26 protein-coding genes and 1 other RNA gene are annotated in these 25,040 nt (G+C 65.8%); 18 read left to right on the top strand and 9 right to left on the bottom strand.

Annotated features, from left to right (window positions below):
* The first annotated feature begins 1 nt into the window (after position 1).
* The 10 genes from infB (at position 2) to AC07NK_RS02280 (ending at position 10,540) form a co-directional block, all read left to right on the top strand.
* The gene (infB, locus tag AC07NK_RS02325; protein WP_495168948.1) at positions 2-2,695 is read left to right on the top strand and encodes a translation initiation factor IF-2; all 2,694 of its coding nucleotides are present in this window, start codon (positions 2-4) and stop codon (positions 2,693-2,695) included.
* 15 nt (positions 2,696-2,710) lie between these two features.
* Positions 2,711-3,091, top strand: a complete 381-nt coding sequence (locus AC07NK_RS02320) for a glyoxalase superfamily protein (protein ID WP_495168947.1) — start codon at positions 2,711-2,713, stop codon at positions 3,089-3,091.
* Positions 3,078-3,470, top strand: coding sequence for a 30S ribosome-binding factor RbfA (rbfA, locus tag AC07NK_RS02315; protein WP_495168946.1), 393 nt, complete (start codon positions 3,078-3,080; stop codon positions 3,468-3,470). Before AC07NK_RS02320 ends, rbfA begins: the two co-directional genes overlap by 14 nt.
* On the top strand, positions 3,463-3,816 hold the full coding sequence (locus AC07NK_RS02310) for a hypothetical protein (protein ID WP_495168945.1): 354 nt from the start codon (positions 3,463-3,465) through the stop codon (positions 3,814-3,816). Before rbfA ends, AC07NK_RS02310 begins: the two co-directional genes overlap by 8 nt.
* A gap of 85 nt (positions 3,817-3,901) precedes the next feature.
* Positions 3,902-4,486, top strand: a complete 585-nt coding sequence (locus AC07NK_RS02305) for a thymidine kinase (protein ID WP_495168944.1) — start codon at positions 3,902-3,904, stop codon at positions 4,484-4,486.
* A 42-nt stretch (positions 4,487-4,528) separates the two neighbouring features.
* Complete coding sequence (locus AC07NK_RS02300; protein ID WP_495168943.1) at positions 4,529-5,221, top strand: site-2 protease family protein; 693 nt, start codon at positions 4,529-4,531, stop codon at positions 5,219-5,221.
* A gap of 267 nt (positions 5,222-5,488) precedes the next feature.
* The gene (gene truB / locus AC07NK_RS02295) at positions 5,489-6,385 is read left to right on the top strand and encodes a tRNA pseudouridine(55) synthase TruB (protein WP_495168942.1); all 897 of its coding nucleotides are present in this window, start codon (positions 5,489-5,491) and stop codon (positions 6,383-6,385) included.
* 21 nt (positions 6,386-6,406) lie between these two features.
* On the top strand, positions 6,407-6,676 hold the full coding sequence (gene rpsO / locus AC07NK_RS02290) for a 30S ribosomal protein S15 (protein WP_447727662.1): 270 nt from the start codon (positions 6,407-6,409) through the stop codon (positions 6,674-6,676).
* A 179-nt stretch (positions 6,677-6,855) separates the two neighbouring features.
* Positions 6,856-9,216: a polyribonucleotide nucleotidyltransferase gene (pnp, locus tag AC07NK_RS02285; RefSeq protein WP_495168941.1), complete on the top strand. Its 2,361-nt coding sequence runs from the start codon at positions 6,856-6,858 to the stop codon at positions 9,214-9,216.
* Between the two features lie 163 nt (positions 9,217-9,379).
* On the top strand, positions 9,380-10,540 hold the full coding sequence (locus AC07NK_RS02280; protein ID WP_495168940.1) for a serine hydrolase domain-containing protein: 1,161 nt from the start codon (positions 9,380-9,382) through the stop codon (positions 10,538-10,540).
* A 38-nt stretch (positions 10,541-10,578) separates the two neighbouring features.
* On the opposite strand, the gene ssrA is transcribed toward AC07NK_RS02280, so the two are convergent.
* Positions 10,579-10,925, bottom strand: a transfer-messenger RNA (tmRNA) gene (gene ssrA / locus AC07NK_RS02275).
* 47 nt (positions 10,926-10,972) lie between these two features.
* Here ssrA and AC07NK_RS02270 point away from each other — a divergent pair.
* The gene (locus AC07NK_RS02270; RefSeq protein WP_495168939.1) at positions 10,973-11,404 is read left to right on the top strand and encodes an RrF2 family transcriptional regulator; all 432 of its coding nucleotides are present in this window, start codon (positions 10,973-10,975) and stop codon (positions 11,402-11,404) included.
* Between the two features lie 176 nt (positions 11,405-11,580).
* On the opposite strand, the gene mscL is transcribed toward AC07NK_RS02270, so the two are convergent.
* A complete protein-coding gene (gene mscL / locus AC07NK_RS02265) occupies positions 11,581-12,009 on the bottom strand; it encodes a large conductance mechanosensitive channel protein MscL (protein WP_495168938.1) in 429 nt (142 codons plus the stop codon).
* A gap of 156 nt (positions 12,010-12,165) precedes the next feature.
* Between mscL and AC07NK_RS02260 the strand changes: the two genes are divergently transcribed.
* The 4 genes from AC07NK_RS02260 to AC07NK_RS02245 are packed head-to-tail and all read left to right on the top strand — an operon-like array spanning position 12,166 to position 14,839.
* Positions 12,166-12,750 carry a LemA family protein gene (locus AC07NK_RS02260; protein WP_495168937.1) on the top strand — a complete coding sequence of 195 codons (585 nt, stop codon included), beginning with the start codon at positions 12,166-12,168 and terminating at the stop codon, positions 12,748-12,750.
* A gap of 24 nt (positions 12,751-12,774) precedes the next feature.
* Positions 12,775-13,632, top strand: coding sequence for a TPM domain-containing protein (locus AC07NK_RS02255; protein ID WP_495168936.1), 858 nt, complete (start codon positions 12,775-12,777; stop codon positions 13,630-13,632).
* A gap of 5 nt (positions 13,633-13,637) precedes the next feature.
* Positions 13,638-14,309: a TPM domain-containing protein gene (locus AC07NK_RS02250; RefSeq protein ID WP_495168935.1), complete on the top strand. Its 672-nt coding sequence runs from the start codon at positions 13,638-13,640 to the stop codon at positions 14,307-14,309.
* Positions 14,306-14,839 (top strand): NUDIX hydrolase, encoded by a 534-nt coding sequence (locus tag AC07NK_RS02245; RefSeq protein WP_495168934.1) that lies wholly within the window; start codon positions 14,306-14,308, stop codon positions 14,837-14,839. Before AC07NK_RS02250 ends, AC07NK_RS02245 begins: the two co-directional genes overlap by 4 nt.
* Here the strand turns inward: AC07NK_RS02245 and AC07NK_RS02240 are convergent.
* From AC07NK_RS02240 to hrpB, 3 genes are read right to left on the bottom strand one after another with little or no spacing between them, the layout of a single operon-like run.
* Positions 14,821-15,171, bottom strand: a complete 351-nt coding sequence (locus AC07NK_RS02240; RefSeq protein ID WP_495168933.1) for a nuclear transport factor 2 family protein — start codon at positions 15,169-15,171, stop codon at positions 14,821-14,823. The genes AC07NK_RS02245 and AC07NK_RS02240 overlap by 19 nt on opposite strands.
* The gene (locus AC07NK_RS02235; RefSeq protein ID WP_495168932.1) at positions 15,168-15,449 is read right to left on the bottom strand and encodes an ETC complex I subunit; all 282 of its coding nucleotides are present in this window, start codon (positions 15,447-15,449) and stop codon (positions 15,168-15,170) included. The genes AC07NK_RS02240 and AC07NK_RS02235 overlap by 4 nt, the downstream gene beginning before the upstream one ends.
* Before the next feature lie 11 nt (positions 15,450-15,460).
* Positions 15,461-17,917: an ATP-dependent helicase HrpB gene (gene hrpB / locus AC07NK_RS02230; RefSeq protein WP_495168931.1), complete on the bottom strand. Its 2,457-nt coding sequence runs from the start codon at positions 17,915-17,917 to the stop codon at positions 15,461-15,463.
* A gap of 90 nt (positions 17,918-18,007) precedes the next feature.
* Between hrpB and AC07NK_RS02225 the strand changes: the two genes are divergently transcribed.
* Positions 18,008-18,220, top strand: a complete 213-nt coding sequence (locus AC07NK_RS02225) for a hypothetical protein (protein WP_495168930.1) — start codon at positions 18,008-18,010, stop codon at positions 18,218-18,220.
* Positions 18,221-18,223: 3 nt separating this feature from the next.
* On the opposite strand, the gene AC07NK_RS02220 is transcribed toward AC07NK_RS02225, so the two are convergent.
* Positions 18,224-19,249: a polyprenyl synthetase family protein gene (locus tag AC07NK_RS02220; protein ID WP_495168929.1), complete on the bottom strand. Its 1,026-nt coding sequence runs from the start codon at positions 19,247-19,249 to the stop codon at positions 18,224-18,226.
* Positions 19,250-19,359: 110 nt separating this feature from the next.
* Here AC07NK_RS02220 and AC07NK_RS02215 point away from each other — a divergent pair, with 110 nt between their 5' ends.
* Complete coding sequence (locus tag AC07NK_RS02215) at positions 19,360-19,653, top strand: chorismate mutase (RefSeq protein ID WP_495168928.1); 294 nt, start codon at positions 19,360-19,362, stop codon at positions 19,651-19,653.
* A 119-nt stretch (positions 19,654-19,772) separates the two neighbouring features.
* Complete coding sequence (locus tag AC07NK_RS02210; RefSeq protein ID WP_495168927.1) at positions 19,773-22,211, top strand: TonB-dependent receptor; 2,439 nt, start codon at positions 19,773-19,775, stop codon at positions 22,209-22,211.
* Between the two features lie 28 nt (positions 22,212-22,239).
* Here AC07NK_RS02210 and AC07NK_RS02205 read toward each other — a convergent pair whose 3' ends face one another.
* The 3 genes from AC07NK_RS02205 to flgL all read right to left on the bottom strand — a co-directional run bounded on the left by AC07NK_RS02205 (position 22,240) and on the right by flgL (position 25,037).
* Positions 22,240-23,145 (bottom strand): flagellar motor protein MotB, encoded by a 906-nt coding sequence (locus tag AC07NK_RS02205; RefSeq protein WP_495168926.1) that lies wholly within the window; start codon positions 23,143-23,145, stop codon positions 22,240-22,242.
* 3 nt (positions 23,146-23,148) lie between these two features.
* On the bottom strand, positions 23,149-24,012 hold the full coding sequence (gene motA / locus AC07NK_RS02200) for a flagellar motor stator protein MotA (RefSeq protein ID WP_495168925.1): 864 nt from the start codon (positions 24,010-24,012) through the stop codon (positions 23,149-23,151).
* Between the two features lie 116 nt (positions 24,013-24,128).
* Complete coding sequence (gene flgL, locus AC07NK_RS02195) at positions 24,129-25,037, bottom strand: flagellar hook-associated protein FlgL (RefSeq protein ID WP_495168924.1); 909 nt, start codon at positions 25,035-25,037, stop codon at positions 24,129-24,131.
* Positions 25,038-25,040: the final 3 nt, after the last annotated feature.

Below are 25,040 nucleotides of genomic sequence, written 5' to 3'. Positions count from 1 at the left end.
GTTGAGCGATACCGAAAACGACAAGCCGAAACTGGGCATGCGCCAGCCATTGGGGCTGAAGCGCACGGTCGAGACCGGCAAGGTGAAGCAGAGCTTCAGCCACGGACGCTCTAACACCGTTGTGGTCGAGGTGAAGCGTCGTCGCGTGCTTGGTCCGCAATCCGGTCAGCCCGAGGCCGCGCCCGAGCCGGTGGTCGAGGCGGTTGCACCGCCGCCGCCGCCGCCTGCTCCCGCGCCGCGCCCGGTCGCCCCCGCTGGCGAGACCGCGCAGGAGCGTCAGGCCCGTATGCTACGCGAAGCCGAAGAGCAGCGCATGCAGACGAACGAAGACGCGCGCCGCCGCGAGGAGCGCGAGCGTACCGAGGCTGCCGAGGCCGAAGCGCGCCGCGCCGAGGAAAAGGCGCGCGCCGAAGCCGAGGCCGCCAAGGCGCCTAAGGAAGAGCCCAAGCCTGAGCCAGCTCCTGCACCTGTGGTCGAGGCCGCTCCGCCGCCGCCCGCGCCTGTGCCGACCCCGGCTCCGGCTCCGGCTCCGGCCCCCGTGCGTCAGCAGCCGATTGCGGTCCAGCTCGATCCGAGCCGCCCCGCGCCGCGCCAGTTCACCCCGGTGCAGCGCCCCGAGATTCCGCGTCCCGCGCCGCAGCGCGCCGAGCCGGCTCCGGCCGCGACCGGCAATGCCGGTGCTGCTTCGACACCCACGCCGCGCCCCGCAGGCGGGGCCAATCTTGGCCCCAACCGGGCTCCGGCGCGTCCGCCCGAGCCGCAAAAGCCGCAGCCGCGTGACCGCAAGGGCGGTGACGAACGCCGCGGCGGCAAGCTGACGGTCAACCGCGCCCTGGGTGGCGACGACGGCGCGCGTGCGCGCAGCCTCGCCGCGCTCAAGCGCGCGCGTGAGAAGGAACATCGCCGTCACTCCGGACCGCGCGAACCGCAGATCAAGCAGATCCGCGACGTGCAGGTGCCCGAATCGATCACGGTTCAGGAACTCGCCAATCGCATGGCCGAGAAGGGCGCCGATCTGGTCAAGACGCTGTTCAAGATGGGTTCGCCCGTCACCATGACTCAGACGATCGATCAGGACACCGCCGAACTGCTGGTGACCGAGTTCGGCCACAACATCGTCCGCGTTTCGGATTCGGACATCGATCTGGCCGTCGATTCGGTCGAGGATGCCGAGGACACGCTTCAGCCGCGTCCGCCGGTGGTGACGATCATGGGCCATGTCGATCACGGCAAGACGTCGCTGCTCGACGCGCTGCGCGGCACCGATGTCGTGCGCGGCGAGGCCGGCGGCATCACCCAGCATATCGGCGCCTATCAGGTGACGCTCAAGGACAAGTCGAAGGTCACCTTCCTCGACACCCCGGGTCACGAGGCGTTCTCGGAGATGCGCGCGCGCGGCGCGAACGTCACCGACATCGTCGTGCTGGTGGTTGCCGCGGACGACGGGCTGATGCCGCAGACGATCGAGGCGATCAACCACACCAAGGCGGCCGGCGTTCCGATGATCGTCGCGATCAACAAGATCGACAAGCCCGAGGCCAATGCTCAGAAGGTGCGCGAGCGCCTGCTCGAGCATAATGTGCAGGTCGAGGAAATGGGCGGCGAGACCCAGGACGTCGAAGTGTCGGCGCTCAAGAAGACCGGTCTCGACCAGCTGATCGAGAAGATCCAGCTGCAGGCCGAGCTGATGGAGCTCAAGGCGAACCCCGAGCGCGAAGCCGAGGGCAATGTCGTCGAAGCCAAGCTCGACAAGGGCCGTGGTCCGGTCGCCACCGTGCTCGTCACGCGCGGCACGCTCAAGGTCGGCGACGTGTTCGTCGTCGGCGCCGAGAGCGGCAAGGTCCGCGCGCTGATCGACGACAAGGGCCGCCAGATCAAGGAAGCGGGCCCGTCGATGCCGGTCGAGGTGCTCGGCCTGTCGGGCGTGCCGATGGCAGGCGATCTGCTTCAGGTCGTCGAGAACGAGGCGCGCGCCCGCGAGGTCGCGGCTTATCGCGCCAGCGTCATCCAGAACAAGCGCACCACCAACACCCCCGCCAGCCTCGAGAGCATGTTCAGCGCGCTCAAGGAAAAGCAGGCGATGGAATATCCGCTGGTCGTCAAGGCAGATACCCAGGGCACGGTCGAGGCGATCGTCGCGGCGATCAACAAGATCAGCACCGACGACATCAAGGCGCGCGTGCTGCACGCGGGCGTCGGCGGCATCACCGAGAGCGACGTGAACGCGGCTGCGGCCTCGGGCGCGCCGATCATCGGCTTCAACGTCCGTCCGAATGCCAAGGCACGCGAGATCGCCGATCGCCACAAGGTCGCGTTCAAATATTATGACGTGATCTATGAGCTCACCGACGAGATCCGCGCCGGCATGGCCGGGCAGCTCGGTCCGGAAGCGTTCGAAACCGTGGTCGGCCGCGCCGAAATCCGCGAGGTCTTCTCGGCGGGCAAGCATGGCAAGGCGGCGGGTCTGCTGGTCACCGACGGCGCGATCCGCAAGGCGCTCAAGGCCCGCATCACGCGCGACGACGTCATCATCTATCAGGGCGAGATCGCATCGCTGCGCCGCTTCAAGGACGATGTTGCCGAAGTGCGCGCGGGTCTGGAGTGCGGTGTGACGTTCAGCCAGAACTTCACCGACATCAAGCCGGGCGACTATCTCGAAACCTTCGAGGTCGAGCTGCGCGAGCGGACGCTCTAAGGAGCGCCGTTCGCGATGTTCGGCGCCCCAACCCCGGTTCTTCGAAGCTTCGACGAGAAGCGGATGAAGGACTTTTACCTGAACTTCCTCGGTTTCGAGCTGGAGTTCGAGCATCGGTTCGATGACGGGGCGCCGCTCTATATGGGCGTGCGTCGCGGGGGCTGCGCGCTGCACATCTCGGAGCATTATGGCGATGCGACGCCGGGCGGCGCAGTGCGCATCCCGGTCGACGATGTCTCGGCGTACATGGCGCAATTGCGTGCCAAACAGCACGGCAATGCGCGTCCCGGTGAACCTGAACTGACGCCATGGGGCTCACGCGAGATCACCATCCAGGATCCGTCGAGCAACCGGCTGACCTTCTATACCGAAGCGAATGATGATGCGGACGGCTGATACCCCTGAGACCCGCTCCGTCCGCCTGCTGCGCGTGGGCGAGCAGGTGCGTCATATCCTGTCCGAGATCCTTGCCCGCGGTGAAGTGCATGACGATGTGCTCGCCAGCCATGTGGTGAGCGTGACCGAGGTGCGGATGTCGCCCGACCTGCGCCACGCGACGGTGTTCGTGAAGCCGCTGCTCGGCAAGGACGAGGACGTGGTGATCAAGGCGCTGCGCACCAACACCGCCTATTTCCAGCGCGAAGTCGCGAGCCGGGTGAAGATGAAATACGCCGCGAAGATCAAGTTCCTCGCGGACGAGAGCTTCGACGAAGGCACCCATATCGACCAGCTGCTGCGCGATCCCAAGGTGGCGCGCGATTTGACCGATGACTGACGGATCCTCGGCACTCTGGCTTTGTAATGCCGGAGCGTCGTCGATCTTCATCTGGCTGGAGCCCTGGGCCGAGGAGTTCGAGCTTTCATCGCGCAGCGAACTGTTGATCCGGATCGAAGGTGATCCGGAGGGGGACTCACCCGATATCGAACAGACCGAGGCCGGATTCGCGATCTATGCGGTTGGCGGTACGCGTCTGCGGCTATTGATCGATGGGGCCGAGCAGCGATCGTCATCCAGTAAGATCGAAGCGCCCGGAACCGGACTGCTGTCGACACGCGGCTTGGTCGATCTGCTGTTTGGCGATCTGCCGGAAGGGCGAGCGGGCGGCCAGCCGCGAGATTAATCCACAGGCTTGTCCACACATCTGTCCACGGGTTTGCCGCGGAGACAGATGAAAGGCGCGGGATCCTCGGCCAAGGTCGCCGGTGATGGCCAAGCTCTATTTCTACTATGCCTCGATGAACGCGGGCAAATCGACCAACCTGCTTCAGGCGGACTTCAACTATCGCGAGCGCGGGATGCGCACGATCCTGTTCACCGCGGCGGTCGATGACCGGGCGGGTGAGGGACGGATCGCGTCGCGGATCGGCCTTGCTGCCGAAGCGGTCGGATTCGATCCTGATATGGACCTGCGGCTGCGTATTGCGCGGGAGGCGGATGCCGGGCCGGTGCACTGCGTGCTCGTCGACGAGGCGCAGTTTCTCACCGCGGCGCAGGTCGATCAGCTCGCGGCGGTCGCCGATGTGCTCGGCATTCCGGTGCTCGCTTATGGTCTGCGCACCGATTTCACCGGCGCGCTGTTCGAGGGATCGGCGCGGCTGCTCGCGCTTTCCGACGCGCTGATCGAGATCAAGTCGGTGTGCCGGTGCGGGCGCAAGGCGACGATGAACCTGCGTGTCGATGAAGACGGGCGCGCGGTGGCGCAGGGCGCGCAGACAGAAATCGGCGGTAACGACCGCTATGTCGCGCTGTGTCGCCGCCATTTCGCCGAGGCGATCACGGCGGCGAACTGAGCCGCGCTGGTGAATCCGGGCAGCCGCGCTTAGATGACGACAATGAATCCTGATTCCATGATCTACGGCGCCGCCATCTGGATAATTCCGCTGGTGATCGCGATCGTCTTCCATGAAGTCGCGCACGGCCTCGCCGCGCGGGCGCTCGGCGATCCCACCGCGGCCGAGCGCAAGCGGCTGTCGCTCAATCCACTCCGCCATGTCGATCCGATCGGTACGGTCGTGCTGCCGCTGATCCTCGCGCTTACCAAGATGCCGGTGTTCGGCTGGGCGAAGCCGGTGCCGGTCAATTACGCGCGGCTGCGCAATCCCCGGCGCGACATGGTGCTGGTGGCGCTGGCCGGCCCCGGCATGAACTTCGTACTCGCGCTGGTCGGCGCGGTGTTGCTCGGCTTGTTACTGGCCAGCGCTGGTGGCGAGCAATTGGGTGATATCGCCCTCTTCGTCGCCAGGAATCTGTTCAATTTTGTCGGCGTGAACCTCTTCCTCGCGCTGTTCAACCTGATCCCGCTCCCGCCGTTCGATGGCGGACATGTGGTGCAGGGATTGTTGCCTCCTGCCGCAGCGGAGCGCTGGGCATCCTTTGGCCGATTCGGCTTTCCCCTGCTGTTCGTCCTGCTGCTGATCGTCCCGTCGATCTGGCCGAACGCCAATATCGTCGCGCAACTGATCGTCCCGCCCTGGGAAGCGGTGACTCAATGGTATCTGGCGATCACCATGGCGATCGCGGGCTAGGGTCTGAACTCCCTTAGAATGAGGATCGAGATCGCCCGTGAGAGGCCACCGACAAGGAGCGCAGCGCAGCCGCGTAGCTGAAGCTACGCGCAAGCAAGCGACGCAGCTCGGCGGCCTCTCACGGGCGACCGCGCAGCGGCGGGCCGAATTTGGCGCCATGCGTCGTCGCTCGTCAGTCACGATGCACCACATCGCTCCTTCCTCGCTCCTAGCCTGGTGCCAAATTCGGCTCCGTCTCGACCTCATTCTAAGGAAGTTCAGACCCTAATGCATGGCTGGATCATCATCGACAAACCACTGGGACTCGGTTCGACTCAGGGGGTGAGCGCGGTCAAGCGTGCGCTGCGCGACGGCGGCTATGGCCCGAAGAAACGGGATCTGCCCAAGGTCGGCCATGGCGGCACGCTCGATCCGCTGGCGACGGGCGTGCTGCCGATCGCGGTGGGGGAAGCGACCAAGCTCGCCGGGCGGATGCTCGACAGCGATAAGGTGTACGACTTCACCGTCCGCTTCGGATCGCAGACCGACACGCTCGATCTGGAAGGACAGGTGGTCGCGCAGTCGGATGTGCGCCCGTCGCGGGCCGAGGTTGAGGCGGTGCTGCCGCGCTTCACCGGTCCGATCGATCAGGTGCCGCCTGCCTATTCGGCGCTCAAGGTCGATGGCGAGCGTGCCTATGACCTCGCCCGCAAGGGTGAGGAAGTGACGCTGGCGAGCCGCGCGGTGACGATCCGCTCGCTCACGCTGCGCGAATCGACGCCGGACAGCGCCACGCTCACCGCGCACGTCTCAAAGGGCACCTATATCCGCAGCCTCGCGCGCGACATCGCCCAGGCGCTCGGCACGGTCGGCCATGTGACGATGCTGCGCCGGATCAAGGCGGGTCCCTTCACCCTCGAATCCGCGATTTCGCTGGACAAATTGGCTGAGGCCGCTAAGGGCCGCACGCTTGAACATTGCCTCCTGCCGTTGAGGGCGGGGCTGGACGACATCCCGGCTCTATCTCTCACTCCCGATCAGGCAGGGGCGCTCCGTCAGGGGCGAGCGTTGATCGGGATCGCTGCGAATGACGGCCAGCACTTTGCGCTCGAGGGTGAAACGCCCGTCGCGCTGGTCGAGGTTTTGGACGGGATCGTCCGGGTCATCCGCGGCTTCAACCTGTAAGAAGATGTCGAAGGAAAACACATGACGATCACGACCGAGCGCAAAGCTGAACTGACCAAGGAACATGGCCGCGCCGAAGGCGACACCGGCAGCCCCGAAGTCCAGATCGCAATCCTGACCGAGCGCATCGTGAACCTGACCGGCCACTTCAAGGGCCACGCCAAGGACAACCATTCGCGCCGCGGCCTGCTGATGATGGTCAACAAGCGCCGCTCGCTGCTCGATTACCTCCGCAAGACGGACGGTGATCGCTACACCGCACTGATCGCGAAGCTCGGCCTTCGCAAGTAACCGGAAAGGCGGCCTTCGGGTCGCCTTTTTGCAATACCGGGCAGCTAGCCCGGACCCTTGGGGCCGTGGCAATCCGGCCGGAGCCCTGAAAAAGGGGTGAAATCACCCCGCACCGCGCAAGCCGGACAGCTTGCACTCAGGCCCCGGGCGCATTGGGCGTCCGGTCCAAAGGAAATCACATGTTCGACAAGAAAACCGTATCGATCGAGTGGGGCGGACAGACCCTGACACTCGAAACGGGCAAGGTTGCCCGCCAGGCCGACGGCGCCATCATGGCGACGCTCGGCGAAACCGTGGTGCTGTGCGCCGTCACCGCCGCCAAGTCGGTGAAGGACGGGCAGGATTTCTTCCCGCTCACCGTCCACTATCAGGAAAAGTACAGCGCGGCCGGCCGCATCCCCGGCGGCTTCTTCAAGCGTGAGCGCGGCGCGACCGAGAAGGAGACTCTGGTCTCGCGTCTCATCGACCGTCCGATCCGCCCGCTGTTCCCCGAAGGCTTCTACAACGAGATCAACGCCATCGCTCACGTGCTGAGCTATGACGGCGAGAACGAGCCGGACATCCTCGCGCTGGTCGCGGCGTCGGCTGCGCTCACCATCTCGGGCGTGCCGTTCATGGGCCCGATCGGCGCTGCGCGCGTCGGCTATATCGACGGCGAGTATATCCTCAACCCGACCGACGAGCAGGTTGCCGCCGGCGACCTCGACCTCGTTGTCGCCGCGACCTGGGACGCAGTGATGATGGTCGAATCCGAAGCCAATGAGCTGTCGGAAGAGGTTATGCTCGGCGCCGTCCTGTTCGCGCACGACGCGTGCAAGGAAGTGATCAAGGCGATCGTCAAGCTCGCCGAGCAGGCCGCCAAGGAGCCTTGGGAAATCGCGTCGTCGAACGACAACGCCAAGCTCAAGGACAAGATCAAGAAGCTGATCGGCAAGGACATCACCGCCGCCTACAAGCTGACCGACAAGTCGGCCCGTTCGAACGCGCTCAACGAAGCGCGCGCGAAGGCGAAGGCGCAGTTCGTCGAGGACGGCCTGTCGCCTCAGGAAGTCATGGCCGGCATCAAGCTGACCAAGAAGCTGGAAGCGGAAATCGTTCGCGGCGCCATCCTCAAGGACGGCAAGCGCATCGACGGTCGCACCACCACGCAGATCCGCCCGATCGTTTCGGAAACGCACTTCCTCCCGCGTGCACACGGCTCGGCGCTGTTCACCCGCGGTGAGACCCAGACCATCGCCACCTGCACCCTCGGCACCAAGGACGCCGAGCAGATGATCGATGGCCTGAACGGCCTCAGCTACCAGCACTTCATGCTGCACTATAACTTCCCGCCCTATTCGGTCGGTGAAGTCGGCCGCTTCGGCGCGCCGGGCCGTCGCGAAGTCGGTCATGGCAAGCTGGCGTGGCGCGCGCTGCACCCGGTGCTGCCGACCAAGGACGAATTCCCCTACACGATCCGCCTGACCAGCGACATCACCGAGTCCAACGGCTCGTCGTCGATGGCGTCGGTGTGCGGCGGTTCGCTCGCGATGATGGACGCCGGCGTGCCGATCAAGCGTCCGGTCTCGGGCATCGCCATGGGCCTGATCCTCGAGGGCAAGGATTATGCGATCCTCTCGGACATCCTTGGCGACGAGGATCACCTCGGCGACATGGACTTCAAGGTCGCGGGTACGTCCGAAGGCATCACCACGATGCAGATGGACATCAAGATCGCGGGCATCACGCGTGAGATCTTCGAGGCTGCGCTGAATCAGGCCAAGGAAGGCCGCGCGCACATCCTCGGCGAGATGGCCAAGGCGCTGGGCGAAGCCCGCACCGAGCTGTCGGCGCATGCCCCGCGCATCGAGACGATGCAGATCGACAAGTCGAAGATCCGCGACGTCATCGGCACCGGCGGCAAGGTGATCCGTGAGATCGTCGCCACCACCGGCGCCAAGGTCGACATCGATGACGAGGGCGTGATCAAGGTCAGCTCGTCCGACATCGCGCAGATCGAAGCCGCGATGAACTGGATCAAGGGCATCGTCGAAGAGGCTGAAGTCGGCAAGGTCTACAACGGCAAGGTCGTCAACCTCGTCGATTTCGGCGCGTTCGTGAACTTCATGGGCGGCAAGGACGGCCTGGTTCACGTCTCCGAGATCCGCAACGAGCGCGTCGAGAAGGTCAGCGACGTCCTGAGCGAAGGTCAGGAAGTCAAGGTCAAGGTTCTCGAGATCGACCAGCGCGGCAAGGTTCGCCTGTCGATGCGCGTCGTCGATCAGGAGACCGGCGCCGAGCTCGAGGACACGCGTCCGGCTCGCGAACCGCGCGAAGACCGCGGTCCGCGTGGCGATCGCGGCCCGCGCCGTGACGGTGGCGATCGCGGCGATCGCGGCCCCCGTCGTGACGGTGGTGACCGGGGTCCGCGCCGCGACGGCGGTGACCGCGGCCCGCGGGGTGATCGCGGTGGCGATCGTGGCCCGCGCCGCGAGAACAAGGACGAGGGCGGCGAGAATATCGGCCTCCCCGCGTTCCTGACCGGCGGTAACGACGACTAAAATCCGGCCGAAAGGCTGAACTGAAAAGGGCTCCGGGAAACCGGAGCCCTTTCTTGTTCGGGAGTGCTTCGGCGCGGGGACGATCCATTCCTGCATCGGCGCCGTCGCCCCCTCACCTGTGCTCGGTGGTTGTGTTTCGGGACATCACGGGCATGATCGCGCGATGCGTCTGATCCTGCTGCTCGGTTCGTTGCTGTCGCTTGCCGGCTCCCCTGCCTTCGCTCAGTCCGGGGAACCCCCGGCCGAGGTGCGGATCGCGTTTGATGCGCAGGCGGAGACGGCGTCCCGCGCGAGCGGGATGGCGGATCGCGCGGCCGGACGGCCGGTGACGGTCGACGATCCGGTGCGGGTCGCCAGCATCACCAAGCTCGTCGTCGCGCTCGGCGTGATGCGGATGGTCGAGGCGGGGCAGCTCGATCTCGACCGCGATGTAGGCGAAATTCTGGGCTGGCGGGTGCGCAATCCGGCCTTTCCCAAAATGCCGGTGACGCTGCGCCAGCTTTTGTCGCATCAGTCCGGACTGATCGATCCCGACGAGTATCGCGTTCCGCTCGGCGATCGGCTGGCCGACCGCATCGCGCAGCCGGCGCTGTGGGACGCGGAGCATCGTCCGGGGGAATATTTCCGCTACGCCAATATCGGCTTTCCGGTGATCGCGAGCGTGATGGAGAAGGCGTCGGGCGAACGCTTCGATCGCCTCATGCAGCGGCTGGTGCTGGCCCCGCTCAAGCTCGATGCGTGCTTCAACTGGTCGACTTGCAGCGACGGCAAGATCGCGCGCGCGGTGGTGCTGTACCGCACCGATGGATCGGTCGCGCTGGATGACCTCAAGGGTCGACGTCCGGACTGCCCGGTGATTGCGAAGGCCGGGTGCGATCTGGCGGAATACCGGTTGGGCGAGAATGGCGCGCTGTTCTCGCCGCAGGGTGGGCTGCGCGCGTCGATGCGCGACCTCGCGACGATCGGCCGGATGCTGCTGCGCAATGACGGCAGCTTCCTGAAGCCGCAATCAATCGCTCAGATTGAGAAGCCTGCGTGGCGCTATGACGGGTCCAACGGCGACACCTCGAACGGCTTCTACTGCCAGTACGGCCTGGCGATGACGATGCTGCCGACCGCGCACGACATCTGCGCGGACGATCTGTTTGGCGATTTCCGGACGCGCGTTGGCCATGCGGGCGACGCCTATGGCTTGCGTTCGGGGCTGTGGATCGATCGGGCGAAAGGCACCGGTGTGGCGTTTTTCGCCACTGCGGTGCCTGTGGACAGCAGAGGCCTCACCGCATTCACGCAGGAGGAGGAGCGGCTGGCGCGCGAGAAATAAGTGGGGAGCTTCTGTTGCTCGGTGCTCCCCGTACCGCCGGAATCCGCTTCTGTTGCCCGGTGCGGTCCAACCGCGCATTTTAGAATAACCTTAAGCCGTTAGGCCTTGGGGTTACGCCGCAATAGCGAGTGCTTCGTTATCGTTGGCACTTGTGTGTATGGGCCGTCGCGGTGGTCCCATTCCGAACGAAAACAACGCCTTTCAATACACGTCGATCCTGGTTCGGCCCCGTCAGAAACGGTGTCCAGATACACCACCTTTTATGGTGGAGCCGCCGGGTACTGCCCCCGGGTCCGCTGCATCTATTCTACGTCACAGTTTATCGTCATAGCCGGGCGAACCCGGCACGACTGATATAGGAAGTGCAAATCCGATTGAAAAGAGCGGGATTTGGTCTTGTGAAGGCCGCAAAGGGAGAGCAAATAGCGTGCCATGCTCACCCAGCGTTCCCGTTATGCCCTGCGCGCCATGCTGTTTATGGCGAAGCAGCCACGGGAAGGCGCGCCGACGCCGATGACCCGCATCGCCGCCGAGGCGAATGTGCCGCGCAAGTTCCTTGAGCTGATCCTCGCCGATCTGCGCGAAGCAGGCTTCCTCGATTCCACCCGCGGCAAGATGGGCGGTTATCGGCTTGCGCGTCCCAACCATCTGATTTCGCTGGGTGAAATCATCCGCGTGATCGAAGGGCCGCTGGCGCTGGTGCCCTGCGTCAGCCGCACCGCCTATCGCCCCTGCCTCGACTGCAAGGACGAGGCGGCATGCGCGATCCGCCATGCCATGGCGCGGGTACGCGACGAAACCGCGCGTATCCTCGACGGCACCAGCCTCGCGGATGCCACTGCGGAAAATCTTGCCGCGGCCTGAGCCGGCCCTATCGATCGGCCTCTGGCCCAATTAATCGTCATCCCCGCGCAGGCGGGGATCCATTGCCGCTGCCGGTGCGGCTCTATCCGTTCGGTTGGCCAGAATGGATCCCCGCCTGCACGGGGATGACGGACGGGAATGATCTTCCCCGTCCGGATCTATCCCTGAGCTTAAGCTCAGCCGTTGCGCTTCTTCAGCTCGTCGCGGATTTCGCGCAGCAGCACGACATCGGCGGCTTCCTCGGCTGTGGCTTCCGGTGCCTTCGGAACCACGCGATTCACTGCACGCACCAGCAGGAAGATGATGAAGGCGATGATGAGGAAATTGACTGCCTGAGTCACGAACTCGCCATAGCCGAGCAGCGGTACGCCGGCCTTCTTCAGCGCGGCATAATCGGTCGATCCCTGAAGGTTCGCCGGCACCTCGCCCAGCACCAGGAAATAGCTCGAAAAGTCGAGCCCGCCGAAGATCTTGCCGATCACCGGCATGATGATGTCTTCGGTCAGCGACGTGACGATCTTGCCGAACGCCGCACCGATGATGACCGCGACGGCAAGGTCGAGCACGTTGCCGCGCGCGATAAAGGCTTTGAATTCGTTGAGCATGGACGCACCCCTGAACTGTCTGTGCAGCGGGCAGGGTAACCGCGGGAGCGGATGGCGGCAATCCGTACCCGGTCCGGTTATCATTGCGCGCGGGCGAAGGGTCCCCTATTTTCCCGGTGTCGTATCGATGCGACACACTTGGAGGGATAGTTCGACATGAAGCTTCGTCTCGTTGCCGCGATGGCTGCGGCGGCCATGCTTTCGGCCTGTGGGCTCAACAGCGTTCCGACCGCCGAGGAAGCGGCCAAGGCGAAATGGGCTGAGGTGCAGAACCAGTATCAGCGTCGCGCCGACCTCATTCCTAACCTCGTTTCCACCGTCCGCGCCGCGGGCGCGCAGGAAAAGTCGATCCTGGTCGAGGTGACTCAGGCACGCGCCGCTGCGACTCAGGTGCGCGTCAGCGATGCCGACCTGACCGATCCGGCGAAGGTACAGGCGTTCGACCGCGCCCAAAACGCGGTGACGCTGTCGCTGCAGCGGCTGCAGGAGGCGTATCCCGAGCTCAAGAGCCAGGGCAATTACGCGACGCTGATGACTCAGCTCGAGGGAACCGAGAACCGCATCGGCATCGCCCGCCGCGACTATAACGAGTCGGTGCAGAGCTATAACACCACCATCCGCACCTTCCCCGACGCGATCGGCGCGAAGATCTTCTACGGCGCCAAGCCGATGACGCCGTTCCAGGCGACCACCCCGGGCGCGGAAACCGCACCGACGGTGAACTTCGGGAACGAGAGCTGAACTGACCTCAGGTAAAGGCGCGTCATGCCCCGGCTGATCCTGTTGCTCGCGCTGCTGCTCTTCGGAGCGGCAGCGCCGGTGAGCGCGCAAACCTTTCCCAAGTTCACCGGCCTCGTGGTCGACGACGCCAATGTCCTGCCGCCCGATGTCGAAGCGTCGCTGACGCAGAAGCTCGATGCGCTGCAACGCGATACCAAGCGCCAGCTCGTGGTCGTCACGGTTGCGGATGCCCAGGGCTATCCGCTGTCCGACTATGGCTATCAGCTGGGGCGCGCCTGGAAGGTCGGGCTGGCGGACGCCGACAATGGCGTGATCCTGCTGATCGCGCCCAACAACCCCAAGGGCCAGCGCGGGCCGCGGATCGAGGTCGGGCGCGGGCTTGAACCGATCGTCACCGATGCGCTCGCCGGGACGATCATCCGCAACGACATGCTGCCGCAATTGCGTGAGGGCAATGTTCCTCAGGCGATGGTGGCTGGTGCCGACGCGCTGATTGCACAGCTGCGCGCCGCGCCCGAGGAAGCTCAAGCCAAGGTCGATGCGGCGGTGCAGGAGTTCAACCGCACGCATCAGCGCAAAGCGGGCGGTAGTGGGATCGGTATCGGCGGGATCCTGTTCTGGCTGTTCGTCTTCTTCATCGTCATCATTCCCCTGATCCGTCGCGCGCGCGGCCGGCGCTATCGTGGCGGCGACAGCGACCTGCCGATCGTGCTGTGGACGATCGGGAGCGAGATCGCGCGCCACAGCGGCGGCTGGTCCTCCGGCGGTGGCGGCTGGTCGTCGGGCGATAGCGGTGGTGGTGGCGGTGGTTGGGGCGACGGCGGCTTCACCGGCGGCGGCGGCGGCGATTTCGGCGGCGGCGGCGCCTCGGGGGATTGGTGATGGGCATGCGATTGAGCGAAGCGGATCATCGCCGCGTCACGGCTGCGGTCACCGCTGCGGAGACGCAGACCGATGGGGAGATCGTGACGATCGTCGCGCGCCGATCGGACGATTATCACGATGTCGCCTTGCTGTGGGCGATGCTCGCCATGCTGTTGGTACTGGCGCTGCTTGCGACCTTTCCGCACGTGATCGAGAGCGTCCATGGCTGGTTCGGTGACCCCTGGGGTGAGGCGGCTTCGCCCGGCCATGTGCTGCTGATCGCGATGGCGGCGATGGTCGTGAGCTTCCTTGCGGCGCGCCTGGCGCTCGCCTGGTGGCCGCTGCGGCTGGTGCTGACTCCGCGATCGGCCAAGGCGCGGCGCGTGCGGCGGAAAGCGCTGGCGCTGTTCCGCGCCGGAGCCGAAGCGCGCACCATCGCATCGACGGGGGTGCTCCTCTACCTGAGTATCGACGAGCATCGCGCCGAGATCATCGCCGATACGGCGATCCACTCGCGGGTCGATCCGGCGGTATGGGGCGATGCGATGGCCGCGCTGATTGCAGCGGTCCGCGACGGTCGCCCGGCCGATGGCATGGCCGACGCCGTCACCCGGATCGGCGTGGTGCTGGCCGAACATTTCCCGCGCAGCGCGGGGGATACCAATGAACTACCCGACCGGTTGATCGAGCTGTGACGCCACCGGACGCGGATGCGCCGGTCGACACCGTCTGGCAGGGCAAGTTCATCACCGCGAAGAAACAGGGCCGCTGGGAATATGTGTCGCGCGCCCGGGGTATCCGCGCCGCGGTGATCGTCGCGATCGACGACGAGGACCACCTCCTGCTCGTCGAACAATATCGTGTGCCACTAGGCCGCGCCTGCCTTGAGCTGCCCGCAGGACTGGTCGGCGACGACAATGACGGCGAAGCGGCCGAGATCGCGGCCGCGCGCGAACTGGAGGAAGAGACCGGCTACCTGCCCGGCCGGGTCGAATCGCTCGGCGAGTATTTCTCCTCGCCCGGAATGGTCAGCGAAAGCTTCACGCTGGTTCGTGCGTACGACCTTGTCCGCGTAGGCGAAGGCGGCGGGGTGGAGGGCGAGGGCATCACCGTCCATCGCGTGAAGCTGGACGCGGTGCCGGCCTTCGTTGCGGACTGCCGGGCGCGCGGCATGGCGATCGACGTCAAACTGCTGTTGGTGCTTGGTCAGACGCTTTTGGCGTAGAGCCGTTCGAAGCTCAGGCGATCCCAATAGCCGCGCTGGTGCCGGATGCGCCCATCGACGACATGGAAGAAGCCGCAGCCGCGAAAGCCCTTGGGATCGCGCCACTCCATCGCCGCCCATTCGCCGTCGGCCATGCGGGTGACGGGAATGCAGACCATCTCGGCGGCGGCAAATTCGGCCGCGAACATCGCATGGATCGCCGCACGCCCTTCGACGGGCGCATTGGCGACCTGATGGTTCACGGCATCATCGTGATAGAGCGCGGCAAGCGCATCGGCGTCGGCGGCGTTGAACGCCTCGATCCAGCGGTCGAGGAGTTCAGCCGGGTTCACCGGAAATTGTCGGCGTAGGCCTGAAGCTTGAGCGTGCGTATGGGAGCCGTGACGACATGGAAGGCGATGCCTTCGCGTGCGGCATAGTCCTGCGCCGCTTCCAACGTCGGGAAGTTGAGGCGCAGCTGGTTGCGTGTGTCGCCCGAGCCTGCCCAGCCGGTGAGGGGATCGGCCTTCTGCTGTTCGCCGGGTTCGAACTCAAGGACCCAGCGATCGGTGCGGAAACGGCCCGACTGCATGGCGTTCTTCGGGCGCTGATAGATGCGTGCGGTGGACATGGAATGGCTCCTTATCCTGATCCGCCGCGCCTTGCATCCGCCTTTTTCGTGCGGAGCGTCGCCGATGCGGCGGCGGGATCGTCGGGCCAGGGGTGGCGGGGGTAGCGGCCGCGCATTTCCTTGGCGACATCGGCCCAGCTGCCCTTCCAGAAACCGGGCAGGTCGCGCGTCGTCTGGATCGGACGGCCGGCGGGCGAGGTGAGCGACAGGATCAGCGGCGTACCGTCGCCGAGAGTCGGATGTGTCGCGAGGCCGAACAGCGCCTGCGCGCGGACTTCGACGGTTGGACCGCCTTCTGCCGCATAGTCGATCTCGTGGCTCGATCCCGCGGGGGTTTCCAGCCGTGCGGGAGCGAAGCGGTCGATCTGTTTCTGCCCGTCCCAGCCAAGCCGATTCTGCAACGCCTGCGTCAGCATCTCGGGCGCGATGGCGTCGAGACGACGCTTGCCCGCCATTGCGGGCGGTAGCCATTCGTCTAGATCCGCATGCAGTGCAGCGTCTGACAGCGCCTCTATTCCGGCATAGCCGGCACGGGTGCGCAGCGCGCGGGCGGTAGTGGACCAGGGCAGCAGGCTAAGGCCATGGGTTCGCACCCCCTCCAACAACGCTGCTGCGATCTCGTCCGGGTCAGCGCCGGTATCGGGGCCGCTGGAGAGGCGGATCGCGCCGAGACGGCGTTCGCGGGTTGTTTCGACGCGTCCGGTGGCGGGATCAAACCGGACATGGCGACGCGTCTCGATGCGGTGCGCGAACAACGTCTCGATCGCTGCTGCGTCGATCGGCGCGGCGGAAAGGATGCGGGCGCCTGCGGCCATGCCCTGCGTCTCGGCGACGGCCAGCCATTCGTGCCGTGCAAGCGACGAGGCCGGATCGAGGCGGAAACCCCTTCCTCCAGCCGAGGCCCAGGTCTCGCCGGACGCGTCGCGGCGGCGGGCGATCCGGTCGGGAAAGGCGAGCGCGACGCAAGCGGCGACGGCTTCGGGCGAGCCGGGGCCAATCGTGGCCGGCGACTCGCCGGGAACCAGCCGCGCCCAACGTTCGGCGAGGCGGCGGGCGTTGTCGGCGCGCTGTCCGCGCTCGGTGCGCCAGCGGCGCAGGCGATGCTCGAGATCGGCATCGGAGCCGCCGAGGCCACGTTCGCCGAGCAGTACGGCGATATCCGTCGCGGTCTTCGCCAGCCCCATTTCGCTCGCCCGCGCCAGCATGTGACCGAGGCGTGGCGGGAGCGGCAGGCGCGCGATCGCCTTGCCATGTGCGGTCGGGCGGCCGTCGGCGTCGATCGCTTCAAGCGCTGCGAGACGGGTGCGGGCTTCCTGTACCGCAGCCTCAGGCGGCGGATCGAGCCAGTTGAGGCTGCGCGGATCGGTAACGCCCCACAATGCACAGTCGAGCGTGAGCGCCGAAAGATCGGCTTCGAGAATCTCGGGTGGGTCGAAACGCGGCAGGCCGGCGGTTGCCGCGGCCTCCCACAGACGATAGGCGACCCCCGGACCCTGCCGGGCAGCGCGGCCAGCGCGCTGAGTGACCGCGGCCTGGCTCGCGCGTTCGGTGACGAGGCGGGTCATCCCGGCGGCACGATCGTAGCGCGGGCGGCGGGCAAGGCCCGAATCGATCACGACGCGGATGCCGTCGAGCGTGAGCGAGGTCTCGGCGATCGAGGTCGCCAGCACAATCTTGCGGCGGCCTTCGCGGTCGGGTCCGATCGCGGCGCGCTGAGCGGCAGGGTCAAGGCTCCCGTGGAGCTTGTGGAGGATCGTTCCGGGCGCCGCACCGATGCGCTCCGACGTGCGCTCGATCTCGGCGACACCCGGAAGGAAAGCAAGGATGCCGCCATCCGAGTCGCGAAGCGCCTGCCGGATTGCCGCAGCGACCGAATCCTCGATCCGTGCCTCGGCTGCACGACCGAGGTGGCGCAGCTCAAGCGGATGGCTGCGGCCTTCGCTCTCGATCACCGGCGCAGCGCCCATCAGGGCGGAGAAACGCGCACCGTCGAGGGTCGCCGACATCGCAACGAGCCGCAGGTCGGGCCGCAGTGCGGCTTGCGCGTCGAGTGCCAACGCCAGTCCGAAATCGCTGTCGAGGCTGCGCTCATGCACCTCGTCGAACAGCACGGCTGAGACCCCGGCGAGCTCGGGATCGGCCTGAATGCGGTTGACGAAAATCCCCTCGGTGACGACCGTCACGCGCGTCTGGCCTGAGCGCTTCGTATCCATGCGCGTGGCGTAGCCATAGGTCTTGCCCACCGGCTCATCGGCCAGTGCAGCCATCCGTTCGGCAGCGGCGCGCGCGGCGAGGCGGCGGGGGGAGAGGAGCAGGATTTCGCCGGTACACCAATGCTCGCCGAGCAAGGCAGGGGCAACCGCAGTGGTCTTGCCCGCGCCCGGCGGCGCGACCAGCACGGCGTTGCTCACATCGCGCAATGCGGCGAGCAGATCGGGCAGCACGGCGTGGATCGGAAGGTTGCTCACGGTTCTGCCCTACGCAATTCGCCGCATTGCTTGAAGCGTCATGGCACCCAATCGCGCGATGCGCGTTGCGCGATTTGAAGGAGACAGGTCATGGCACGCACGCTTTCGAGCTTCAGCATCGCCGCCGATGGCAGTGGCGACTATCTGCTCAGCATCGAGGACGAGGATGGCGAGACGATCGAGCTGACCGCGACTTATGAGCAGCTCGACATGCTCGGCGAGGCGATCGAGGATTCGCTCGACGAGGATGAGGAAGACTCGCTCGATGCGGACGAGGATGAAGACCAGGAAAGCGAGGCCTGAGGCTCAGTAGCCGCGGGCGACTGCGAACTCGACGGCTTCGATCATCGCGTCCTTGGCGGCGCTTCCGGGAAAGATGCCGAGCGCGTCGATCGCACGCTGGCCATAATGGCGGGCGCGGGCGAGGGTGTCGTCCACTGCACGGCTCGACCGGACCAGTCCGACAGCGTGCGCGAAATCCGCGTCACTGATCCGGCGGCCGAGCACGGCTTCCTTCCAGAAGGCGCGGTCGTCTTCGCTGCCGCGAGCATAAGCGAGGATGACCGGGAGGGTCATCTTGCCCTCGCGGAAATCGTCGCCGGCGTCCTTGCCCATCGTACCCGCGTCCGAGACATAGTCGATCGCGTCGTCGACCAGCTGGAAGGCGATTCCGAGATTGCGGCCATAGGCGTCGAGCGCGGCTTCTTCGCCTTCGGGACGCTCAGCCACCACCGCGGCGATGCGGCAGGCAGCAGCAAACAGCGCGGCGGTCTTGGCGCCGATGATGTCGAGATAGCGCTCTTCGGCAAGGTCGATACGGCGTGCGGCGGTGAGCTGGTTGACCTCACCCTCGGCAATCACTGCGGAGGCGTTGGAGAGGATCTTGAGCACTTTCAGGCTGCCATCCTCGACCATCAGCTCGAAGCTGCGCGAGAACAGAAAGTCGCCGACCAGCACGCTTGCCGGGTTGCCCCAAATGAGGTTGGCGGCACGCTTGCCGCGACGCATATCGGAGCCGTCGACGACATCGTCGTGGAGTAGCGTCGCGGTGTGGATGAACTCGACAGCAGCGGCAAGCCGATGATGGCGCGCACCCGAATAGTCGAGGAGGCGTGCGCTCGCGAGCGTGAGCATCGGCCGCATCCGCTTGCCGCCGCCCGCGATCAGATGCCCGGCAAGCTCGGGGATCAGCGGGATCTGCGACTGCATGCGATCGAGGATCACGGCATTGACGAGGTTCATGTCCGCGGCGACGAGCGCGATCATCGGGTCGAGCGAAGGCTCCGCTCCGCGGCCGGTACGGTGGCCAATAGTGTGAACCGTCGCGCTCATGACGGGCGCGATGTGGCTGCAAGCGCGCGGAAAGGCAAGTGCGTGGGGCTTGCTTACGGTTGAAAGCGGCGCAACAAGGCGCGCGCCATCAACCGGGACGCACGCAATCCATGAGCGACGAGACGCTGCAACGCTATCGCCAGAGCATCGACCGGATCGACGCCGCGCTCGTCTTCCTGCTGGCCGAACGCTTCCAGATCACCCAGGCGGTCGGCCGTCACAAGGCAGAGACCGGTTTGCCCCCGGCCGATCCCGGGCGCGAAGACCGCCAGATCGAGCGATTGCGCGAACTCGCGGCGCAGGCTGACCTCGACCCCGAATTCTCCGAGAAGTTCCTGCGCTTCATCATCGATGAAGTGATCCGCCACCATGCGCAGATGCAGGGGCAAGACGCAGCGGGCTGAGTATCCGCCGTTCATCTTCTTCCGGGCATAGTTCTGCGACAAGTCGCCCTTAGGGGGAGGCGGGTCGGCTGTTTGCCGGGTGTTTGCGGGAGTGACGAATGCGGCGTGTTGTGTGGTTGATGGCTGGATGGATGGCGACAGCTGCGCCGGTGGCGATGGCCGCCGGGCAGGATGCGCCGCAACCGCCGACAGAGCCCGCACCGCAGGACAATGGCGGCGCGCCGGCCGGTGAAGAACCCGAGGAAGTCGTCGTCACCGGCCAGCTGCGCGGTGCGGTGCAAGGGGACGTCAAGCCCGAGCTGGTGCTCAATCCCGCCGACATCCGCGCTTATGGTGTCAGCTCGCTCGCCGAACTGCTGACCGAGCTGGAACCTCAGACGCGCAGCGGGCGCGGGCGGGGTGGTGGAGCGCCGGTATTGCTGCTGAGCGGGCGCCGGATATCGAGCTTCGCCGAGATCCGCGATATCCCGCCCGAGGCGATCGAGCGGATGGACATCCTGCCCGAAGAAGCGGCGCTCAAGCTCGGCTACCGCGCTGACCAGCGCGTGGTGAACATCGTGTTGCGCCGCCGCTTCCGCTCGATCACCGGCGAGATCGACGGAACCTTCGCGACAGCGGGCGGGCGCGCCGGACAGGATGCCGAGCTCAGCATGCTGCGCATCAATCGCGACGGGCGCATCAACGTCGATGTCGAATATGAGCGCGATTCGGCCCTGCTCGAGAGCGAGCGCGAGGTCGTGCGCGATGCTGGCAGACCGATCGCCGATTCGACCTATCGAACGTTGCAGCCCAAGACCGAGAACATCGCGCTCAACGGCGTGTTCAGCCGCAACATCGGCAAGGTCGGTGCGACAGCGAATCTGCGGATCGAGCAGAATGCCAGCGAATCGCTGCTCGGATTGCCCGACACTGGCGGCACGACGCCGCTGCAGCGGACCACCGACACCGGCACGTTGCATGGCGGCTTCTCGCTCAACGGCGATCTTTCGCCCAAATGGCGCTGGTCGGTGACGGGAAACTGGGACCGTATCGAAGGCCGGACGCTGACCGATACCGAGAACGGGCGTACCGACCGTGCACGTTCGGTGTCGAATGTCGGATCGATCGACGCACTTGTGAACGGTGCGCTGGCGCCGCTGCCCGCGGGCGATATCTCGACCAGCATCCGGGCGACGGGCCGCACCAGCAGCCTGCGGAGCGATTCGCTGCGTGGAGGAGCCTTCTCGGCGGCGGATATCGGCCGCGACACCGGAAGCATCCAGGCCAATATCGATCTGCCGATCGCGAGCCGCAGCCGTGCGGTGCTCAAGGGGCTGGGCAATCTCTCGCTCAACGGCAATGTCGAACTGGAGGAGCTGTCGGATTTCGGCACGCTCGTCACCTATGGCTATGGCGTCAACTGGTCGCCGATCGAGCAGGTCCGCTTCATCGCTTCGTTCACCAAGGAAGAAGGCGCGCCGTCGGCGCAGCAGCTTGGTAATCCGATGCTCGCGACGCCCAATGTGCGCGTGTTCGATTTCGTGCGCGGCGAGACGGTCGATATCACGCGCGTGGACGGTGGTAACGCCGGTTTGATCGCCGATAATCGCAGCGTGATGAAGCTCGGCCTCAATCTGCGGCCGATCAAGGACACCGACCTCACGCTCAACGTTGACTATAACAAAAGCACGATCCGCAACCCGATCGCGGGCTTTCCGACCGCGACGGCCGAGATCGAGGCCGCGTTCCCCGACCGCTTCACGCGCGACCCGGTCACCGATCAGCTGCTCCGGATCGACAATCGCCCGGTCAATTTCCTGCGCAGCGAGCGCGAGCAGATCCGCTGGGGATTGAACTTCTCCAAGGCGATCAGCTCGCCGCTGGCACGCAAGGCAGCGGAAGAGTTCCAGGCGCAGCGCGCCGCTCGGCAGGCTGCGCGCGAGGCGGCGATCGCACGGGGCGAGACCCCGCCACCAGACGAACGTGGTCCCGGCGGCCGCGGTCCGGGAGGCGACGGGCCGCGCCGGTTCGGTGAAGGCGGGCGCCCCGGCGGCGGGTTTGGCGGTGGCGGTTTCCGCGGCGGGCCGGGTGGCGGCGGGCGGTTCCAGTTCGGGATCTTCCACACCGTTGCTCTAACTGACAAGATCACGATTCGTGACGGATTGCCCGAGCTTGACCTGCTCAAGGGCTCGGCCACGGGAAGCCGCGGCGGATCGCCGCGCCACCAGATCGAGCTGCGGACCGGTGTGGTGCGTGACGGCATCGGTATCCGTCTGAACGCCGACTGGCAGAGCGCAACCCGGGTGCGCGGTGGCGCGACGAGTGCCGATGAACTGCGCTTCGACGATTTCGCGACGGTCAATCTGCGGCTGTTCGCGACGCTGGGGCCGCAGTTCAAATTCGTGCGCGAGAATCGCTGGCTTACGGGCACGCGGGTGACGTTGTCGGTCGACAATCTGTTCGACAGTCGACTCAAGGTGACCGATGCAACCGGTGGGACCCCGCTGAGCTACCAGCCGGCGTTGCTCGATCCGCTCGGGCGGACGGTACGGATCAGCGTGCGCAAGCTGTTCTTCTGAGCCGGGCCCGCGCCACCCCGCGGGTTCGCTATTTGTCGAGCTTGCTCTTGCGATAGAGCAGGGTGATCGCGACGCGGCGGTTGCGCGGATCAGCCGGGTTGGCCTTGATCAGCGGCTCGCGGTCGGCGACGCCCTCGATCCGCTCGAAGCGCGGTTCGGGAACCCCGGCGGCGACAAGACGGCGGCGGGTCTCTTCGGACCGGGCGCTGGAGAGCATCCAGTTGTTCATGTTGCGGGGGTCGCCATAGCCGAGGCTGTCGGTGTGCCCGCGGACCATCAGCGGGTTCTCCGAATCGGCGATCGACTGTGCGACCAGCGCGACCAGCTTGGCCGCTTCGGGAACGAAGTTGGTCGTCCCCAGCGCGAACATCGAATAGTCGGCATCGTCCATCAGATCGATCCGCATCCCTTCGCGCGTCGGCACGAAGCGGACCTGCTTGCCCAGCTTGGTGAGGCCGGGAGTGGATTTGATCTTCCGCTCGATATCGGCCTTCATCTTGGCGAACCCCTGACGGTCTTCGGCGTCCATCGCCTCCTTGTTCTTGAGGCTGCCCTGGGCGCCGGTGCCGACGAAGTCGCCGCCTTGCGCGCCGGCCGGGATCGTCATCGATCGCGTGCCGGTCTGCTTGGCCATGGTCGGGTAGTTGTCCTTGCCTTGCATCGCGTCGCCGCCGAGCAGTCCGTTGGACCCGGCGCTGTTCTGCTTGAACTCGATCAGCGTGGGTGCGAAATAGTCGGCGAGCGCCTTGCGCTGCTTCTCGTTGGTTGCACCAAGCAGCCACATCAGCAGGAAGAACGCCATCATCGCGGTCACGAAGTCGGCATAGGCGACTTTCCATGCGCCGCCGTGATGCCCCCCGCCGCCCTCGACGAAGATCTTCTTGACGATGATCTTGGGCGGCAGCTTTGCCGCATGGGGTGCTCTTGCGCTCACGGATTACCTCCCGCGGAGGCCATCGAACACTTCGGCGAAGCCGGGCTGGTTGTGATGCGCGATGCCCGAGCGGGCCGCCTCGATCACCAGCGGCTGCGGATGGCCATGGAGCGAGGCGATGATGATCTGCTTGACCGTGTGATAGATCGCGGCATCGGCATCGATGATCTGCTTCAAACGGCCTGCCAGCGGGCCGACCAGACCGTACGCCAACAACACACCGAGAAACGTGCCGACCAGGGCCGAGCCGATCATCGCGCCGAGAATCGCCGGCGGCTTGTCGATCGAGCCCATGGTTTTCACCACGCCGAGCACCGCGGCGACGATGCCAAGTGCAGGAAGCGCGTCGGCGAGGCCCTGCAGCGCGTGCTGCGGCTCCTCGACATGGTGGTGGTGGGTCTTGATCGCGTTGTCCATCACGTCCTCGACCGCGTGCACGTCGAGCGTGCCCGACGAGACGACGACGAGGCGCAGCGTGTCGCAGATCAGGTCGATCAGCGTGTGATCGGCGAGCAGCCGGGGATATTCGGCGAAGATCGCAGAGGACTTCGGGTCCTCGACATGCGGTTCCAGCGCGATCGGGCCGTCGACGCGCAGCATCTTCATCAGCTTGCTGACCAGGAAGATGACGTCGAGATAATCCTGCTTCTTGTACTTCGGGCCCTTGAGCACCTTCATGAAGCCGCCGCCGAGCGCTTTCAGCTCGCGCCCCGAATTGCCGATGATCAGCGCGCCGAGCGCGGCGCCGCCGATGATGAGCATTTCGTGCGGGAGCGCGTGCAGCACAGGTTCGAGCGCGCCGCCGGTGATGGCGAAACCGCCGAACACCATGGCGATGAGGACGACGAAACCGATGACTGGAAACATGACTTCGCGTGGCTCCCCGGGCGCAGGCTTGGTTACCGTTACAAACGACCGCGCGCGCCAGAACTTGAGGGGAAAAGCGCTAGGATATGGTTAATAAAACCGGTCCGGCGCTCGGTTCAGCGGATATAGTCGAACAGCGACAGCGAGGTGAGCTTGCTGAAGCTCGCCTGGGTTGCCTGCAAGATCGTCAGCGTCTTCTGCAACTCGGCGATCGCGGTTGCGGGATTGACGTCCTCGATACCCGAACGGGTCGCTTCGCGGGTGTCGTCCACTTCGGCCAGTCGCTCGGCCTCAAGGTCCATGCGGAAGGCGCGCGCGCCGATCGATGTCCGCGTGGTGCCGACCTGGTCGAGCGCGGCGTCGAGATCCTTCATCGCGGTGTCGATCCCGCCGGCCTCGGCACCGGGCTGAAGCGCCGCGGCAAAGGCCGAGAGGATGGCGAACATGTCGGTCTGACCGTTGGTTCCGGCAATCCCGCCAAAGGCGCGGTCGCCGGTTTCGGTGGCGGCGATGTCGACGCCGTCACCGATCGGGATCGGCGCGGCGCTGCCGCTGCCGACATAGGCGATCGACCCGTTGGGCTGGCGCGCATAGGCGGCGTCGCCAGCGGCACCGCTAAACAGCGGCTGCCCCCGGCTGTCCTTGGTATTCGCGGCGCCGAGCAGATCGCTGATGATCGCCTCGACCTCCTTGAGGATCGCGGCGCGACCCTGGGGCGTCATGGTCTGACTGTTGGCCTGAACCGCAAAGGCCTTGGCGCGCTGGAGCTGGGTATGAACCGTATCGAGCGCGGTATCGGTCGATGCCAGCAGCGACTGCGCCATCTTGATGTTCGACGCATAGGCGTCGTCATTGGAGGTGGCGCGCTTGAGGCCCGAAAGCTGCTGCCAGCCCGACGCGCTGTCGGACGGCGCAAGGATCTTCTTGCCTGTCGAGATCTGCGTCTGGAGCTTGTCAGCCTGGCTGTTCAGGCTCGCCATCAGCAGCGAGGGGCGGTCGAAGCGCTGGTTGGTCGGTACGCGCATGGT

Source organism: Sphingomonas sp. GW821-FHT09B04 (genome assembly GCF_059418285.1).
The sequence above is the reverse complement of the archived record's forward strand: the minus strand, read 5'-3'. Positions and strand labels throughout refer to the sequence as shown.